Annotated in this window: 18 protein-coding genes; 3 read left to right on the top strand and 15 right to left on the bottom strand. The window is 59.3% G+C overall.

Going from position 1 to position 16152, the window contains the following annotated elements:
• Positions 1-79: 79 nt before the first annotated feature.
• Complete coding sequence (gene rmuC, locus ACP7A4_RS03510; RefSeq protein ID WP_165599911.1) at positions 80-1444, bottom strand: DNA recombination protein RmuC; 1365 nt, start codon at positions 1442-1444, stop codon at positions 80-82.
• A gap of 172 nt (positions 1445-1616) precedes the next feature.
• Entirely contained in the window at positions 1617-1940 is a 324-nt protein-coding gene (locus tag ACP7A4_RS03505; protein WP_059761829.1) for a hypothetical protein, read from the bottom strand.
• Positions 1941-2986: 1046 nt separating this feature from the next.
• Here ACP7A4_RS03505 and ACP7A4_RS03500 point away from each other — a divergent pair.
• From ACP7A4_RS03500 to ACP7A4_RS03490, 3 genes are all read left to right on the top strand, one after another.
• The gene (locus ACP7A4_RS03500; protein WP_019407963.1) at positions 2987-3211 is read left to right on the top strand and encodes a hypothetical protein; all 225 of its coding nucleotides are present in this window, start codon (positions 2987-2989) and stop codon (positions 3209-3211) included.
• Positions 3212-3481: 270 nt separating this feature from the next.
• On the top strand, positions 3482-3961 hold the full coding sequence (locus ACP7A4_RS03495; RefSeq protein ID WP_426245549.1) for a hypothetical protein: 480 nt from the start codon (positions 3482-3484) through the stop codon (positions 3959-3961).
• Positions 3962-4109: 148 nt separating this feature from the next.
• The gene (locus ACP7A4_RS03490; protein ID WP_426245547.1) at positions 4110-5378 is read left to right on the top strand and encodes an OmpP1/FadL family transporter; all 1269 of its coding nucleotides are present in this window, start codon (positions 4110-4112) and stop codon (positions 5376-5378) included.
• Between the two features lie 86 nt (positions 5379-5464).
• On the opposite strand, the gene ACP7A4_RS03485 is transcribed toward ACP7A4_RS03490, so the two are convergent.
• From ACP7A4_RS03485 to ACP7A4_RS03425, 13 genes are read right to left on the bottom strand one after another with little or no spacing between them, the layout of a single operon-like run.
• Positions 5465-6016: a glutathione peroxidase gene (locus ACP7A4_RS03485; protein WP_426245545.1), complete on the bottom strand. Its 552-nt coding sequence runs from the start codon at positions 6014-6016 to the stop codon at positions 5465-5467.
• Between the two features lie 56 nt (positions 6017-6072).
• Positions 6073-6195, bottom strand: a complete 123-nt coding sequence (locus tag ACP7A4_RS03480; protein ID WP_256209668.1) for a hypothetical protein — start codon at positions 6193-6195, stop codon at positions 6073-6075.
• Entirely contained in the window at positions 6192-7400 is a 1209-nt protein-coding gene (locus ACP7A4_RS03475; RefSeq protein ID WP_426245543.1) for an MFS transporter, read from the bottom strand. The genes ACP7A4_RS03480 and ACP7A4_RS03475 overlap by 4 nt, the downstream gene beginning before the upstream one ends.
• A gap of 52 nt (positions 7401-7452) precedes the next feature.
• Positions 7453-7866, bottom strand: a complete 414-nt coding sequence (locus ACP7A4_RS03470) for a MarR family winged helix-turn-helix transcriptional regulator (RefSeq protein WP_059761824.1) — start codon at positions 7864-7866, stop codon at positions 7453-7455.
• A gap of 44 nt (positions 7867-7910) precedes the next feature.
• Positions 7911-8645 carry an adenosylcobinamide-GDP ribazoletransferase gene (locus tag ACP7A4_RS03465; RefSeq protein ID WP_426245540.1) on the bottom strand — a complete coding sequence of 245 codons (735 nt, stop codon included), beginning with the start codon at positions 8643-8645 and terminating at the stop codon, positions 7911-7913.
• Positions 8645-9223 (bottom strand): alpha-ribazole phosphatase family protein, encoded by a 579-nt coding sequence (gene cobC, locus ACP7A4_RS03460; RefSeq protein ID WP_203302842.1) that lies wholly within the window; start codon positions 9221-9223, stop codon positions 8645-8647. The genes ACP7A4_RS03465 and cobC overlap by 1 nt, the downstream gene beginning before the upstream one ends.
• Positions 9220-10275 (bottom strand): nicotinate-nucleotide--dimethylbenzimidazole phosphoribosyltransferase, encoded by a 1056-nt coding sequence (cobT, locus tag ACP7A4_RS03455; protein ID WP_426245537.1) that lies wholly within the window; start codon positions 10273-10275, stop codon positions 9220-9222. The genes cobC and cobT overlap by 4 nt, the downstream gene beginning before the upstream one ends.
• Positions 10272-10793: a bifunctional adenosylcobinamide kinase/adenosylcobinamide-phosphate guanylyltransferase gene (cobU, locus tag ACP7A4_RS03450; RefSeq protein WP_203306612.1), complete on the bottom strand. Its 522-nt coding sequence runs from the start codon at positions 10791-10793 to the stop codon at positions 10272-10274. Before cobU ends, cobT begins: the two co-directional genes overlap by 4 nt.
• 49 nt (positions 10794-10842) lie before the next feature.
• The gene (locus ACP7A4_RS03445; protein WP_426245535.1) at positions 10843-12297 is read right to left on the bottom strand and encodes a cobyric acid synthase; all 1455 of its coding nucleotides are present in this window, start codon (positions 12295-12297) and stop codon (positions 10843-10845) included.
• Positions 12294-13286, bottom strand: a complete 993-nt coding sequence (gene cobD, locus ACP7A4_RS03440) for a threonine-phosphate decarboxylase CobD (RefSeq protein WP_059761819.1) — start codon at positions 13284-13286, stop codon at positions 12294-12296. Before cobD ends, ACP7A4_RS03445 begins: the two co-directional genes overlap by 4 nt.
• Positions 13279-14187, bottom strand: coding sequence for an adenosylcobinamide-phosphate synthase CbiB (cbiB, locus tag ACP7A4_RS03435; RefSeq protein WP_203302839.1), 909 nt, complete (start codon positions 14185-14187; stop codon positions 13279-13281). Before cbiB ends, cobD begins: the two co-directional genes overlap by 8 nt.
• Positions 14184-14834 (bottom strand): 5,6-dimethylbenzimidazole synthase, encoded by a 651-nt coding sequence (gene bluB / locus ACP7A4_RS03430; RefSeq protein ID WP_426245532.1) that lies wholly within the window; start codon positions 14832-14834, stop codon positions 14184-14186. Before bluB ends, cbiB begins: the two co-directional genes overlap by 4 nt.
• Positions 14831-16144, bottom strand: a complete 1314-nt coding sequence (locus ACP7A4_RS03425; RefSeq protein ID WP_059761817.1) for a cobyrinate a,c-diamide synthase — start codon at positions 16142-16144, stop codon at positions 14831-14833. The genes bluB and ACP7A4_RS03425 overlap by 4 nt, the downstream gene beginning before the upstream one ends.
• Between the last annotated feature and the right edge of the window lie 8 nt (positions 16145-16152).

The following is a 16152-nucleotide window of genomic DNA, read 5'->3' as shown; positions in this document are numbered from 1 at the left end:
GCGGGCACCCCTTCAACACGGCGCCTCAGCAACAACCACTCACTGCGCAACCGGACGTCGGCTACGGCGTTATCTCTCACTATTCTGCCGGGTGCGCCACACCATCGACATCGGTCATGGCGCGCTCCAGCAGGTCGGCCGGCAAACTTTTACTGGCCCGCGCGCCCAACAATTTGAGCTGTTCGCTGCGACTCACCAGGTTGCCACGCCCATCGGTCAACTTGTTGCGCGCGGCGGCATAGGCCTTGTCCAGTTGCTGCAAGCGGTTGCCGACCTCATCCAGATCCTGAATAAACAGCACGAACTTGTCGTACAACCAACCCGCCCGCTCTGCAATCTCGCGCGCATTCTGGCTTTGTCGCTCCTGCTTCCACAGGCTGTCGATCACCCGCAGTGTCGCCAGCAACGTGGTAGGGCTGACGATCACGATATTGCGATCAAACGCCTCTTGAAACAGGTTCGGCTCAGCCTGCAAAGCGGCGGAAAAAGCCGCTTCTATCGGGACGAACAACAACACAAAGTCCAGGCTGTGCAGCCCTTCGAGGCGCTTATAGTCTTTACCGGCCAGCCCTTTGACGTGGTTACGCAGTGAGAGCACATGCTGCTTGAGCGCTGACTGCCCAATCACTTCATCATCGGCGCCTACAAACTGCTGGTACGCCGTGAGGCTGACCTTGGAATCGACCACCACCTGCTTGTTACCCGGCAGCATGATCAGCACGTCCGGCTGAAAGCGTTCGCCATCCGGGCCCTTGAGGCTGACTTGCGTCTGGTATTCGCGGCCCTTCTCCAGCCCCGCGTGCTCCAGCACTCGCTCCAGAATCAGCTCACCCCAGTTGCCCTGGGTTTTCTGGCCTTTGAGTGCCCGGGTAAGGTTGGTGGCTTCGTCGCTCAATCGCAGGTTCAGTTGCTGGAGGCGCTCCAGTTCCTTGCCCAGCGAGAAGCGTTCGCGCGCTTCTTGCTGATAACTCTCTTCAACGCGCTTTTCAAACGACTGAATGCGCTCTTTGAGCGGGTCAAGCAGTTGCCCCAGGCGCTCGTTACTGGTCTCGGCAAAGCGCTGCTCGCGCTCATCGAAAATCTTGCTGGCCAGCTCCGCGAACTGCGCGCGCAACTCATCACGCGAACCTTGCAGATCACTGAGACGCTGTTGATGGCTTTCTTGCTGCTCACGCAACTCGGCCGCCTGCGCAGCCACTTGGGCATCAAGCCTGCGCAGTTCGACTTCCTTTTGCGCCCGCTCAAGGTTCCAGGCATGGGCGGCATCCCGTGCGTTGTCACGCTCAAGCTGCAACAGCTCAACTTCACGGCGCAGTGCGGCCAGCTCGGCCTGTTTGGCGGCATTGGCCTGGCCCAGATCACTGATCTCGTCTCGACTGGCGTCCAGTTGCGCGTTGAGGCCCTCTTGGGCCAGTTGCGCCATGCTCAGCCGCTCATCCAACAGCGCGCGTTCAGCGTTTAACGCGCTGGCTCGACGTTGCAACTGCCAGATAAACGCCAACAACGGCACACCTGCCACTGCCAAGCCCAGCAAAAGGCTGTTCAGGTCCAGGGCCATAACCCCTCCACACGAGGTAAAAGAGCAAGGTTAACCAAGCTGGCGAGTCGAAGACAGCTCAGTCTTCGATCTTGTTGAGTTCTTGCTGAGCGCTCTGGTCACCCGCCCGCGCGGCATGCCGCAGTAGCGCCTGCCCAATGCGCTGATCGCGCGCACTGCCGCAATCGCGGCACATCAATTGCCCCAGACGGCTTTGCGCCAGCACCACGCCTTGCCGTGCAGGTTGTTTGAGCAGATGACCGGCCACATGCTTGACGCTGGGGTTGGCACCCAGCCGCGGGTTATCCAATAGCCAGATAGCCACGCGCAGAGAAAACCGTTTTGGCGCTTCAACTGGAGAACCAGCCGGAGTAACAGAGGAAGAGTTTGAACGAAACTTCATAGAACACTGTGGGGCAGAACAGAAGGCGCGCCACTCTACTCCTTTTTTCGTTTGGGTAAAGTCGAAAAAAGTCTACACCCGCGATCTAGAGCAAGCGCTTGGGACAATCCACAGATCCTGTGGATAAGTCAGTGGACAACCCTCTTTTAACTCCCGCAAACCCCCACCCTGCGGGGCCTAAGGTCAAACTGACGATTTTTTCACCAATTAAAAAAAACGATGTTTTTCATTGACTTAAATTTGCATAACAGGCTAAGCGAAGGCTTGCTCAGGGTTGTGTGGCGAACTGACGCAGCGCACTGCAAATGTGCACAAGTTCACATTGAGAAGCAGGACGTGGCCTTGAAAGCACTAAATTCTGTAGGACTGCAGCGCCAGAGAGCACAGCCTTCTCATCAGGACTCAAAGACCTCAGCGGTGATCAACAACACTGGATTATTGGCAATAACTGACTAGCCGCACGCCACGCTGATCCACAGCCCTGGCTGGAGAGGCTGCGTACGCAAAACGTGTAGGCACTGACGAGCCGTGCAAGGCGTTGATTGGACGTCGGTTTCGAGTGACTACAAAAAGTATTTTTACTAGCACACTTGCGTTTAAATTTTCAAGCCGTTAGTATCCGCAGCGTTAGTACCAAGCTGAAAGTCAATTCGGGTTGAACAAATCCCCTCCTGGCCACCTTCCCTAAAGAGAAGTCGAGCCAAGGCACATGGGATCGACCCCCTCGATGGTTTCCAGGTAAATCTTGCGACGATACAGCCTTTGAACAAACACAAAGGGTATCGCGAAGCGCTTTTACTCTGACCGAACCAACCTGCAAATTGATCAGGATCTTCACCCCGAGCACGGAACCTTAGCTCTTGTTGTGATTGCCTGCCCTCCTAAGTACCTACCTGCCAGCCCAAGCGCTACAACTTAAATGCGCTCCAACTGGCGGCTTTGTTCCAGTCAGGTTCTTCGTCCCGCCAAAGATGGCCCGACGTCACTGGAACGTTTTAACGTTGCGCGGATCATATCCGTGTCATTTGTAGGAACACCTAATAACTATGTCTACTCAAATCCATACTCAGGATGCCATTCGCACCCTAACCAACGCCTTCGCTCCTATGAACTGCCTGATTATGGCCGCTCGCAAAGGCTGCTTCAGCTTCACTCTGGTCAACGAACACGGCATCGCACGTCACAGCGAACGCCTGTACCCCGATCAATATTCCAGCGCAGAACCCCTGCAAGCTGTGATCGAACGTACTCGTCAGGCACTCATCGCCTGATCACGCAGTAAGCGTCTATACAACAAGCCCTGCCTCAATAGCAGGGCTTTTTGTTGCCTGTTATTTATGAAATATCCAGCATGATTTAATTACTTGCGGATATATAGCCGACACATCGAAGCTGCAAATGTTTTAAAAACAGTCCTTTACAGCAAAGATATGACACTACACTTCAACTCAAGCGGCCTGTGCCGTTTACGGCGAACCCTCCCGACTCATTGCTGCCAAGCCCTTGGGTGTCGCCGACCATTTTCAGGTGTCGAGGACGCTATGGGTATCGCTGCCAAGGAATTGAACCAGTATGTGATTCGGCCAACGCTTCTCTATCTGGGTCTAAACAACCCAAATGCAGAAGCTTTGTTGCTGGGTATTGCTGCCAGTCAGTCACATCTGGGGGCAGCCCTGCACGACCGACGCGGTCACGGCCTTTACTGTATTCGCGAACTTCGCCATGCCGCGTTATGGGATGACTACCTGGCCCACAACCCGGATTTAGCGAGCCAGGTTCGCGGCCTCGCCAGCCAACACGCTTTTTTATGCAGCCCGCATTTAGAACTGACCGTTAATTTGCGCTACGCCACCGCCATTGCCTGGCTGCTGATTGAAGAGCAAAAGGCCATCATCCCGGAACGTGAGGATGTGTTGGGTATGGCCAGAATTTGGCGCCAAGCCTTTGAACCACAAGGACGTTTACGTGACTTCATCGATGCCTGGCGCATCTGCGTAACACCTCTCAACCAAGTCGCTTGAGATTTTCAACCGCTGCATCCAATCAGAAAAAGACCTAAAACCGGTAGGATTGTCCTACAAAAACACGCTATCTCCTTCGATTTGGCCTATAGCGCTTAAACAAAAATGTTGGTAGCTTTCCACCCGGTGATCAAAAGGAGTTCTAATAATGAAAAAAGTAATGCTCAAGACCACACTTAGCCTCGCCGTCACTTTGGCTTCCAGCCAGATTTTCGCCAGTGGCTTCGCCCTCAACGAACAAAGCATCAGCGGTATGGGGACCGGTTTTGCAGGTCGTTCATCTTCTGCTGAAGACGCCAGTACTGTATTTGGCAACCCTGCCGGTATGTCGCGCATCAAACGCGAACAGGTCACGGGCGGTGTTGCCGCCATCGACGCAAGCACAGACATTAAGCACGCCAGTGGCGGTGCACCTGGCGGCACCAACAAAGGTGACATGGTCCCTTTTACTGCCGTTCCGATGGGCTTTTACGTGAAGCCAATCGATGAACACTGGGCATTCGGTGTAGGCATGTACGCACCGTTCGGCTTGGTAACCGACTATGAAAGTAGCTTTGCCGGGCGATATGCAGGCAAAGAAAGCAAGGTTCAAGTCCTGACCCTGCAACCCACTGTCAGCTACGCATTCAACGACGTCGTATCGATCGGTTTTGGCCCGACCATCAACCGGATTGACGGCAAGCTAACTTCCGCAACCCCAGGACCTCTTGGTCCGGCTAGCGACGGCGAAGTAAAAATCAAAGGTGACGACACTGCACTGGGCTACAACGTCGGTGTTCTCGTACAAGCCACAGATAGCACTCGCCTTGGTTTGACTTACCACTCAAAAGTTAAATACAGCCTTGATGGCCATACCAAAATTTCCGGTATTGGTTTCGGTCCATTCAACGGCACTAAGTACGATGCAGGTCTGGACATCACCACGCCTGAGTCCGTTGACTTCTCGGTCACTCATGAGCTGAACGACCAGTGGACTATCTATGCAGGTAGTACCTGGACACGCTGGAGTCGCCTTAAAGACATCACTGTAGAAAACGACGGGGTTCCTCGTCCTCTCGGTGGTAGCGTTGGCCCCATCGGTACGATCAAAGAAGAGCAAAACTGGCACGACACCTGGGCTTCGGCTATTGGTGCGGCGTATAAAATCAACAAGCAATGGACCTTGCGTACCGGCTTGTCGGTTGACCAGTCGCCTACCAACAACACTGATCGTTCGGTTCGCATCCCCACTGGCGACCGTAAGGCAATCAGCTTTGGTGTAGGTTGGAGCCCGACCGACGATCTGACCATCGACGCCGCTTACTCTTACCTCAAAGAAGAGTCCGTGACCGTGAACCAGCCGGCAAAAGGCAACTACAGGGCCACCTACCACAACAGTGCAAACGGCTTTGGTGTAGGCGCAACCTACAAGTTCTAATTCGCAACGAGCCTCAACCCCTCGCCTGCTGAAATAAAAAAATCCCCGCCTCGGTCACGAGAGCGGGGATTTTTAATGGCGCCGACTCAAGGTTTTGAAGCAATGGCTTGTTCAATCGCCTCGATCAGTTCCGGGCTGTCCGGTTTGGTCAGGCTGGAAAAGTTGGCAATCACATTGCCCTGACGGTCCACCACGTACTTGTAGAAATTCCACTTCGGCGCGCTGCTTTGCTCAGCCAGCACTTTGAACAAATGCGCCGCATCAGCACCCCGTACTTTTTGTGGCTCAGTCATGGTGAACGTCACGCCGTAATTGACGTAACACACCTTGGCGGTCTCTTCGCCATCTTTGGCTTCTTGCTTGAAGTCATCCGACGGCACGCCGATCACTTCCAAACCTTGGTCCTTGAACCGCTGATTCAGTGCCTCAAGCCCTTTGAACTGGGGGGCAAAGCCGCAAAAACTGGCGGTATTGACGATCAACAAGGGCTTGCCCGCGAATCGCTGACACATATCGATTGATTCTTTGGCGCGCAACTTGGGCAATGAGCCTTCAAGCAGCGGCGGGCAATCGGCCGCCCAAACAGAACCTGCGCACGCTAACAGCAGCACGGGCATCGCAATCCAGCGTTTGAGCATCATCGCTATCCTTGAATAAAAGAACCGGTTCTGAATTTACGCGCCCAGGTTGCCATCTAGCAAACCCCCATGCCCAGTTGCATGAGTGCCAGAGCGCCCTGATGCCAGCCCCACCACGCCCATGCAAGCAACGCGAACCCAACACTTACGCCGCTCAGCCATAGCCAGGTTGAACTCATGCCATCCCCTCCTGTGCCTGCAAGCGCGCCACCGGTCGTTCGCGTACCGGCACGTTAAGCGCCGCCGCCAACAGGCTCAGGCCAATCGAAACCTGCCAGATAAGGTCATAACTGCCGGTTTGATCATAGACCACGCCGCCCAGCCAGCCACCCAGGAAGGCCCCGAGCTGGTGAAACAGAAACACGATCCCGCCCAACATCGACAAGTTACGCACGCCAAACATCGTCGCCACCGTGCCGTTGGTCAGCGGTACCGTCGACAGCCAGAGAAAGCCCATGACCATGCCAAACACGTAAGCACTGAACTGGGTAACCGGCGCCCACAAGAACAGCACAATCACCACCGCGCGGGCCAGATACAACCCGGTCAACAAGCGCGGCTTGGACATACGCCCGCCCAGCCAGCCAGCCGTGTAAGTGCCAAAAATGTTGAACAGCCCGATCAGCGCCAGCACCGTAGTGCCCACGGTGGCCGGTAAATGCTGGTCCACCAGATACGCTGGCAGATGAATACCGATAAACACCACCTGAAAACCACACACAAAAAAACCAAACGCCAGCAACCAAAAACCCGAGTGGCTACACGCTTCGTGCAAGGCTTCTTTAAGCGTTTGCTCACCGCCCAAATTGGGCAGGGGGCGATCCTTGAGCATGCTCACCAGCGGCACAATCAGCGCGACCAACAAGCCCAATACCAAGAGCGCCGCCGACCAGCCGAGCCAGCCAATCAGCCCCAGCGTACCGGGCAGCATGGCGAATTGACCGAACGAACCTGCCGCACTGGCGATCCCCATGCCCATGCTGCGATTTTGCGGCGGCAAAGCGCGACCAACCACGCCCAAAATGACTGAAAACGAGGTGCCAGACAGGCCAATACCAATCAATAGACCCGCGCTCAGCGACAACGACAGCGGCGAATCCGACAAGCCCATCAGCAATAATCCGACGGCGTACAGCAACCCGCCGACAATCACCACTTTGGCGGCCCCAAAGCGGTCTGCCAAGGCTCCTGTAAACGGCTGAGCCAAGCCCCATATCAAGTTTTGCAGGGCGATGGCGAAGGCAAACACTTCACGGCCCCAACCGAACTGCGCACTCATGGGCGGCAGAAACAATCCGAAACCGTGCCTGACCCCTAAAGACAGCGCCAAAATCAAAGCACTGCCCAGCAGCACCCAACCGCTGTTACGCCACACCGTTGTCATTGTTGTTCTCCGGGAGCGGGTATATACCCATTTAAGCCCAGGCGACTGACCTTCAGTCAGGGCCGGCCAATTCATCCAATAGCGCTAACAACTGTGAGCGTCGCTCTTCACCCAAGCGATCCATCAAACGTTGCTGTGCGGCTTCCCACGCAGGCAAGGCAGCAGCCAGACGCTCATTTCCTGTCTTGGTCAGGCACACCAGACGATTACGCTGGTCCGCGCCCTCGGACAGCTTCACCAGCCCTACGCCCTCAAGCACACGCAAGTTACGGCCCAAGGTGCTGCGGTCCAGCCCCATAGCTTCTGCCAGGCTGGAAATACTCGGTTGATCAAGACGCTTAAGATTGCTCAGCAGTGAATACTGGGCAACGTTGATCCCGAAGCCATCGAGGGCGCCGTCGTAATGTTTGCTGACGCCACGGGCGGCGCGTCGCAGGTTGGTGCATAAACACTGGGTCGGTAACATTTTGTATGTATATACCCGCAATAAAAGAGAATCAAGGTCAAAGATCAGCCCACCAGTGCCAGGCCTACCAGCATCAGCACTTCCAGCAGCTCCAGCATGGCGCCCGCTGTATCGCCGGTGGTGCCGCCCAACCGGCGCATCATCATCTGGCGCAACCACGCAAACCCGAGCACGGCCAACGCCAACGCCCACACACCGCTCACGCCTGCCAATAACACACAAGCCAGCGCGCTGAACCCCAGCACCCACCACCCCGCGTGACGCGGCAAGTGGTCGGCCAACGCCTGCCCCAACCCACCGGCGCGCACATAAGGCGTGGTCAGGAATATCCCAAGCAACGCACTGCGCCCGATCAGCGGCACGATCAACAATGCCGCCCACTGTCGCTGCTCAATCAACGCCAGCAGCGCGCAAAATTTCAGCAGCAGTACCAGCACCAACACCACCACGGCTATCGGCCCGCTGCGCGGGTCTTTCATGATGGTCAGGGTGCGCTCGCGGTCACCAAACCCGCCCAGCCAGGCGTCGGCACTGTCGGCCAGACCGTCCAGGTGCAACCCGCCACTGAGCAGCACCCACACCGTCAGCAGCAAGGCGGCATGGAGCATGGCCGGAGCACCTGCCAGCACACCATTAACCCCCCACAGCACGGCACCGAACAGCACGCCCACTAATGGATAAAACAGCAACGAACGCCCAAGTTCCTGGGGCTGCGGCATGCCCGGCAACCGCACCGGCAAACTGCTCAGAAACTGCAAAGCAATCCAGAAGGGCAGCATCAGTCCGTCACCTCATGCAACTGACCGTCCGCCATCACTTGCAGGCCAAACAAAGCCCCATGCGCGACAGCAACGTTAAGTAACTGCTCGCGTGGCAAGCCTCGGGCCTGTGCAAGCAGTCGCTTGATCACGCCACCGTGACAGACCACCAACACCCGCTCACCCGCACAGCTGCGCTGCAAACGCAGCACTGCCGCCAAGACCCGCTCGGCGAACTCAACCACCGGCTCACCATCAGGCGGGGTAAAGCGGTAGGGGTCGGCCCAAAACAGCCCCAGCGCCTGCTCATCGGTTTGCATCAGCGCCGCCGCGCTCTGCCCTTCCCACGCCCCGAAATGCAGCTCTTGCAGGTCTTTTTCCAGACTCAGCGGCAGGTTGAGCGAGGCCGCCAATTCTTCAGCAAACAAACGGCAGCGTTGCAAAGGAGAGCTGACAATACGATCCCACGGCCCCTGTCCGATCACCGCCTTACGCATTTGCGACCAGCCCAGTTCGGTCAGCGCATCATCCAGGCTGCCGCGCAAGCCGCCGCCCAACTCGGTTTCGCCATGACGCAGCAGGTCCAGGCGCACGCTCATGCCGGACGATCCGCCACGGCCGCCTCAGCAAACGTCGCCATCTGCGCGTGCAGGTCGCAGGCCAGACGCAGCAACGGCACCGCCAACGCAGCGCCGCTGCCCTCGCCCAAACGCAAGCCCAAGTCGAGCAAAGGCTCAGCTTCAAGGCTTTCAAGCACATGACGATGCCCTTGCTCGGCACCGCGATGGCTAAAGATCAACCACTGGCGGCACTCAGGGTTCAAACGCACAGCCACCATTGCGGCAACGGTGCAGATAAAACCATCCACCAGCGCAACGACACCCGCTTGCGCGCACGCCACGTAGGCGCCCGCCAAGGCAGCAATTTCGAAGCCGCCCAGACGAAACAAGGCTTGCAACGGGTCGTCGAGCAGCCCGGCATGAAACGCCAGCGCCCGCTCGATGACCCGCGCTTTATGGCTGACACCGGCTGCATCCAGCCCGGTGCCCGGCCCGGTTAATAAAGAGGCCGGGCATTGCAGCAGCGCGCTGGCCACGGCACTGGCGGACGCCGTGTTGCCGATGCCCATTTCGCCACCGATAAACAATTCGCAGCCCTGCTCCCGTGCCCGCAAAACGCTGTCGCGCCCCGCCTGCAACGCCTTCAACCCTTGCGCGTCGGTCATCGCCGGGGCGTTCGCAAAGTTCGCCGTGCCTGCGCCCAATTGCACATGGCGCACGCCTGCCAGGTTGAGCATCGGCGAAACCGTGCCCAGGTCCACCACATCCAGCTGCGCGCCCAATTGCCGTGCCAGCACACTGATCGCCGCACCGCCGTTGACAAAGTTATGCAGCATTTGCCCGGTCACAGCTTGCGGATACGCCGAAACACCTTCGGCCACCACGCCGTGATCGCCCGCAAAAATGGCAATCCACAGGTGATCGACACGCGGCTTGAGCTGGCCTTGCAGCCCGGCCAATTGAATCGCCACCGCTTCCAGTTGACCCAGCGAACCGGCAGGTTTGGTCAGTTGCTGTTGACGCTCGGCTGCCGCCTGTTGCACATCAAGGTCAACGGTTTTGCAGGGCAGCAGCCACCACGGCGTGTTCATAAAGCAGTTCCTTTCAAAGTGAGAGGCAAGCCTGCAACGGTCAGCACAACGCGCTGGCAACGCTCGGCCAACGCTTGATGCAGCCAGCCGGCTTCATCGACAAAGCGACGGGTCAGCTCGCCCAGCGGGACAACGCCCATGCCGGTCTCGTTGCTGACAAACAGGATTTCACCCGGTAGCTCGCCCAGGCATTGCAGCAATGCATCGCGCTCATCAGTCAGGCGCTGCGGGTTTTCGAGCATCAGCAAATTGGTCAGCCACAGCGTCAGGCAGTCGACCAGCAGGCAGGTATCGACGCGCGCGTTTTCACGCAGCACACGGGCCAGTTCGATAGGCTCTTCAATCAATGCCCAATGGGGCGGACGGCGTTCACGGTGGTGGCGCACGCGCTCATTCATCTCGCCGTCCAGCGGTTGGCTGGTAGCAATGTAGGTCACCGCACAGCCCGAGTCGGCCGCAAGCTTCTCGGCCAAGCGGCTTTTACCCGAGCGGGCACCGCCCAAAATCAGTTGCAACATGTTCGTCCACCTCTAAAAGACGCAGCACTCTGCGCCTGTCATCACGCGGTTAGCCAAGCCCACAGAGTTCGCGCAGGAAGGCGGTGTCGAGATGGTTTTCTACCAGGTCGGCCAGCCGTTCAATGTCACGCTCACGCAGGGCGTGGTAATCCACGGTTTGCACGGTGTGTAATCCGGCCCAGCGCAACAGCGCGCTACAGGCGGCCGGGGACTCGAACACACCGTGCAGGTAGGTGCCCAAAATCTGCCCGTCGGCACTGCGCGCGCCATCGCAGCGCCCGTCATCCAACTGCACCGCGGGCAGCTCAAGCGCAGGCCCGGTCGTAACGCCTGCATGGATTTCATAACCGCTGACCTCTGCGTTTTCCAGTGTCAAACGCCCGCGCACGTTGCGCAGTTGTTTTTCGGCTTCAAGCCGGGTGCTGAACGCCAGCAAACCCAAACCGGCACTCGAACCCGACGGGCCTTCAAGGCCCAGCGGGTCGTGGACGTGCTCGCCGAGCATCTGCAAACCACCACAAATCCCCAGCACTTTGCCGCCATAGCGCAGGTGACGGCTGATGGCCGTGTCCCAGCCATTGGCGCGCAAGTAGGCCAAGTCACTGCACACGCTTTTGGAACCCGGCAGGATGATCAAGTCCGCAGGCGGTATCGGCTGCCCCGGCCCCACAAACTGCAAGTCCACCTGCGGGTGCAGGCGCAGCGGGTCGAAGTCGGTGTGATTGCTGATGCGCGGCAGCACGGGCACCACCACCTTGAGCACGTGCGCGTGTTTCTCGATCTGACGCTGATCAATGCCGTCTTCGGCTTCAAGGTGCAAGTCCATCACGTATGGCAGCACGCCGATCACCGGTTTACCGGTGCGCTGCTCCAGCCAGTCCAGACCCGGTTGCAGCAGCGCGATATCACCGCGAAAACGGTTGATGACGAAACCTTTGACCCGCGCCTGCTCACTCTCGGACAGCAGCTCAAGGGTGCCGACCAAATGCGCGAAGACCCCGCCGCGATTGATGTCGGCAATCAGGATCACCGGGCAATCTACAGCTTGGGCAAACCCCATGTTGGCAATGTCACCGGCGCGCAAATTGATCTCGGCGGGCGAGCCGGCACCCTCGACCATGACCACCGGGTAGGCCGCGCTCAGGCGTTGATGCGAGGCCAGCACCGCTTGCATCGCGATGGCTTTGTAATCGTGGTAAGCCACCGCGTTCATGCTGGTCACGGCGCGGCCGTGAATAATCACTTGCGAACCGGTGTCGCTGTTAGGTTTGAGCAGCACCGGGTTCATGTCGGTGTGTGGCGCCAGCCCCGCGGCCTGCGCCTGAACCGCTTGTGCGCGTCCGATCTCGCCCCCCTCGGGGGTCACGGCACTGTTGAGCGCCATGTTCTGCGGCTTGAAAGGCACCACGCTGACGCCCTGGCGGGTCACCCAGCGACACAACGCCGTCACCAGCGTACTTTTACCGGCGTCAGACGTCGTGCCTTGCACCATCAATGTGCTCATGGGGTTTCCTGGGCATAAGCCTGCAAGGCGTGTTCAAGTTTGAGCCAGTCTGCCTCGTCGCCAGGCAGGCCCAAACGCACGCTGCTGTTGTGGGGGAACAAGCGCAACAAAATGCCGCGCCGCGCCATGAAGTCGTACAAGCGTTCGGCATGCGGCGTGATCAGCCACTGAAACAGCGCACAACCGCCCAAAGGCGGCAGCCCGTATTGGCTTAACAGCGCAACCAAACGCTCACTGGCCCGCTCGCTGCGTTCGCGCTGACGCGCATGCGCCTCGTAGTCGAGCAAGCACGCCTGCCCCAGCACCCGCGTCGGGCCACTGACGGCCCAGGGTCCGACTTGCTCGGCGAGTAATTTGAGTAATTTAAGTTCAGCCAGCACAAAGCCCAGACGCACGCCCGCCAGGCCAAAAAACTTGCCGAATGAACGCAACACAATCAGACCGGTGCGATGGCTCTGCGCTGCCAGACTCAAATCGGGGGTGTTGTCCATGAACGCCTCGTCCACCACCAGCCAACCGCCACGCTGCACCAACCGCGCATGCCACTCCAGCAAGCGCTCTGGCGACAGGCTCAGGCCGGTCGGGTTGTTGGGGTTGACCACCACCAGCACGTCCAGCGTATCGAGGTAGAAGTCGACTTCTTGCTCCATGACTTCACGCACGACGTGCCCGTTACGCCGCCAGGCTTCGGCATGCTCGGCATAGCACGGGGACAACACCCCGACTTTGCCCGTACGGCGCAGGCGTGGCAGCAACTGGATGGCACATTGCGAACCCGGCACGGGCAGCACGTTCGGCGCGCCGTAATAGGCGCACGCGGCGTGCTCAAGCCCGTCGTCGGTTTCAGGCAGACGCGCCCAGGCCCGTTCAGCAATCGCAGGCACCGCAAAAGGCCAGGGCGCCAAACCGCTGGACAAGTCCAGCCAGTCGGTTTCACCAATACCGTATTGCAGCGCCGCCTGACGTAAACGCCCACCGTGCTCAAGCATAGAATTCACTCCACACGCACAAGATCAACAACCACAGCCACACACCGCGCTGTACCAACTGCCAGCCGCGCCCAATGGCGTCGGCGTCGGCGGGCGGGCCTTCACCCAACGGCGGGCGTTGGTGCAGCTCACCGTGGTAAATCGCCGGGCCTCCCAGCTCCACACCCAGCGCACCGGCACCCGCCGCCATCACCGGGCCAGCATTGGGACTGTCCCACTGCGGCGCCTGTTTGCGCCAGCACTGCAAGGCCAGCCGCGTTTTGCCCAACAGGGCGTACGTTAACGCCACCAGACGTGCAGGGATGTAATTGAGTACATCGTCGATGCGCGCAGCGGCCCAGCCAAAACGCTCAAAGCGTTCGTTGCGATAGCCCCACATGGCGTCCAGCGTGTTGCTCAAACGGTAGAGCACCACGCCCGGCGCGCCTGCCACGGCAAACCAGAAGATGGCGGCAAACACAGCGTCACTGCCGTTTTCGAGCACCGACTCGGTGGCGGCGCGCGCGACGTCGGTGGCGTCCAGTTCACTGGTTTGGCGACTGACCAGATACCCGACGCGGGTGCGTGCGGTCTCCAGGTCATCACTGCGCAACGCCTCGGCCACCGGCTGCACATGCTCGCCCAAGCTGCGCATGCCCAGCGCGCAATACAGCGCCGCGATCTCCACCAACCAGCCGATATAGGGCAGCCACGACAGCGCCGTGGCCAGGATCGTCAGCGGGACGACCGCCAGCACCCAGGCCGTCACCCCATGACTGCGCCAACCCCGCCCGCCGGAGTTAAAACGTTGCTCGATACGCTCAGCCATACGGCCAAACGCAACCAGCGGATGCCAGCGTTTTGGCTCACCCAGTAGCGCATCCAACGCCACACCGGCGACGCACAGTAACGCCACACTCATGGACTCACTCCCCAATAGTTCTCGTACACCAATTCGTTCAGTGGTCGCGCTTGCGCCCACCCTTCCAGCACCAGCATCGGCGCCGGGTAAAACGCCGCAACCGGCCCCAGGCATAACACCGCCAGAGGCTTGGCGCCGGGGGGCAGGCCGAGTAAATCTGCCAGCGCCTGCGGCTCGAACAACGACACCCACCCCATGCCCAACCCTTCAACCCGCGCGGCCAGCCACAGGTTTTGAATGGCACAGGACAACGACGCCATGTCCATTTCCGGCAAGGTGCGACGGCCAAAAATGTGCTTTTCGCGGTCATCCATCAACGCGGCCACCAACACCTCGGCGCAGTCGTTGATGCCTTCGACCTTGAGCGTCATGAATTCATCCGAACGCTCGCCCAGCGCCTCGGCGGTGCGCACGCGCTCCGCTTCGACCAAACGTTGAATCTTGGCGCGCAATGCACGATCTGTGATGCGGATAAACCGCCACGGCTGCATCAAACCCACGCTGGGGGCTTGATGCGCGGCTTCGAGCAGGCGCGCCAACAGCTCGGGCGCTACCGTACCGCCGCTGAAATGACGCATATCGCGGCGTTCTGCGATGGCGCGGTACACCGCTGCGCGTTCTTGGGGACTAAATGCGTTGTCGCTCATGGCACCTTCACGGCACACGGTGCGAACAGCGCAGCCACGGCCTGGGGGTTGGAGGGAAAGTAAAAGTGCACATAAGACGCCGTCATCCGGCCTTCGCGATACACCGCTTCGGCGCCGCGCCCGCCATTGGGGCTAAGGCCACGGGCGATGGGGAGCAGCTCGGTGCTGGTCAGCGAGTGATGGTAGGTGTGACCACGCAGCAGGCCTTCGGGCATGTCCACCGCCTGCAACGCCAATGCCGCCAGGCGTTTCTGCATGGTGGCTTCGCCTTTCAACAACCCCACCAGTTCAGCCCGCTGGCCTTCAACATCGGTCAACGCATCGAGTAAATACAGCATGCCGCCGCACTCGGCCAGCAGCGGTTTACCGGCGGCGTGGTGGGCACGAATGGCCTCCAGCATTGGGCGATTACGCGACAACTCAAGGTGATGCAACTCGGGATAGCCGCCTGGTAAATACAGGCTGTGCGCCTGCGGCAGTTGCGTGTCGCGAATCGGCGAGAAAAACAGCAACTCAGCCCCCATGTCTCGCAACAAGGCCAGGCTCGCGCCGTAGGTGAAGGCGAACGCTTCATCGCGGGCCACGGCAATGCGCACACCGGCCAACAGCGGTTCAATCGCGACCGGCTGCGGCGCGGCAAACTCAACCGCCGGTGGCAGCGCTACCTCACAGGTGCTGGCGAGCGCATCGGCGGCGGCATCGAGACGTGCGTCCAGATCGTTCAACTCGCTGGCCTGCACCAGCCCCAAGTGACGACTGGGTAGTTCGATACCGGTTTCACGCGACAGCGCGCCGTACCAGCGCAAGCCTTGGGTCAAGCTGCCTTCGAGCAATTGCGCGTGGCGTACCGTGCCGACGCGGTTGGCCAGAACCCCGGCAAATGGCAAATCAGGCTGATACATCGCCAGCCCCAACGCCAACGCACCAAAGGTCTGCGCCATTGCGGTGCCATCAATGACCCCGAGTACGGGCACACCAAAATGGCGCGCCAGATCAGCGCTGGACGGGGTGCCGTCGAACAGGCCCATGACCCCTTCAATCAGAATCAGGTCGGCCTCGCCTGCGGCTTCCCACAACAGGCGTCGGCTTTCGTCCGCGCCCACCATCCATAAATCAACCTGATACACCGGCGCACCGCTGGCGCGCTCCAGAATCATGGGGTCGAGAAAATCCGGGCCACATTTAAATACCCGCACCTTGCGCCCTTGATTGCGATGCAATCGGGCCAAAGCGGCGGTAACGGTGGTCTTGCCCTGACCGGAAGCCGGTGCGGCGATCAACACCGCCGGGCAATGACGCGACTCTCTCATGCTTGAAC

Source organism: Pseudomonas sp. TWR3-1-1 (genome assembly GCF_049896545.1).
Lineage (GTDB): Bacteria > Pseudomonadota > Gammaproteobacteria > Pseudomonadales > Pseudomonadaceae > Aquipseudomonas > Aquipseudomonas weihenstephanensis.
This window is presented reverse-complemented; position numbering and strand designations above follow the sequence as displayed.

Bases quoted from the DNA above. Each gene is read 5' to 3' on its own strand.
- ACP7A4_RS03490 (WP_426245547.1), top strand. From the start codon at position 4,110: ATGAAAAAAGTAATGCTCAAGACCACACTTAGCCTCGCCGTCACTTTG.
- cobD (WP_059761819.1), bottom strand. From the start codon at position 13,286: ATGCTTGAGCACGGTGGGCGTTTACGTCAGGCGGCGCTGCAATACGGT.
- ACP7A4_RS03470 (WP_059761824.1), bottom strand. From the start codon at position 7,866: ATGTTACCGACCCAGTGTTTATGCACCAACCTGCGACGCGCCGCCCGT.
- ACP7A4_RS03475 (WP_426245543.1), bottom strand. From the start codon at position 7,400: ATGACAACGGTGTGGCGTAACAGCGGTTGGGTGCTGCTGGGCAGTGCT.
- ACP7A4_RS03485 (WP_426245545.1), bottom strand. From the start codon at position 6,016: ATGCTCAAACGCTGGATTGCGATGCCCGTGCTGCTGTTAGCGTGCGCA.
- ACP7A4_RS03465 (WP_426245540.1), bottom strand. From the start codon at position 8,645: ATGCTGCCCTTCTGGATTGCTTTGCAGTTTCTGAGCAGTTTGCCGGTG.
- ACP7A4_RS03425 (WP_059761817.1), bottom strand. From the start codon at position 16,144: ATGAGAGAGTCGCGTCATTGCCCGGCGGTGTTGATCGCCGCACCGGCT.
- cbiB (WP_203302839.1), bottom strand. From the start codon at position 14,187: ATGAGTGTGGCGTTACTGTGCGTCGCCGGTGTGGCGTTGGATGCGCTA.
- cobC (WP_203302842.1), bottom strand. From the start codon at position 9,223: ATGAGCGTGCGCCTGGACCTGCTGCGTCATGGCGAAACCGAGTTGGGC.
- ACP7A4_RS03505 (WP_059761829.1), bottom strand. From the start codon at position 1,940: ATGAAGTTTCGTTCAAACTCTTCCTCTGTTACTCCGGCTGGTTCTCCA.
- cobU (WP_203306612.1), bottom strand. From the start codon at position 10,793: ATGTTGCAACTGATTTTGGGCGGTGCCCGCTCGGGTAAAAGCCGCTTG.
- bluB (WP_426245532.1), bottom strand. From the start codon at position 14,834: ATGAGCGACAACGCATTTAGTCCCCAAGAACGCGCAGCGGTGTACCGC.
- ACP7A4_RS03480 (WP_256209668.1), bottom strand. From the start codon at position 6,195: ATGAGTTCAACCTGGCTATGGCTGAGCGGCGTAAGTGTTGGGTTCGCG.
- ACP7A4_RS03445 (WP_426245535.1), bottom strand. From the start codon at position 12,297: ATGAGCACATTGATGGTGCAAGGCACGACGTCTGACGCCGGTAAAAGT.
- ACP7A4_RS03500 (WP_019407963.1), top strand. From the start codon at position 2,987: ATGTCTACTCAAATCCATACTCAGGATGCCATTCGCACCCTAACCAAC.
- cobT (WP_426245537.1), bottom strand. From the start codon at position 10,275: ATGAACACGCCGTGGTGGCTGCTGCCCTGCAAAACCGTTGACCTTGAT.
- ACP7A4_RS03495 (WP_426245549.1), top strand. From the start codon at position 3,482: ATGGGTATCGCTGCCAAGGAATTGAACCAGTATGTGATTCGGCCAACG.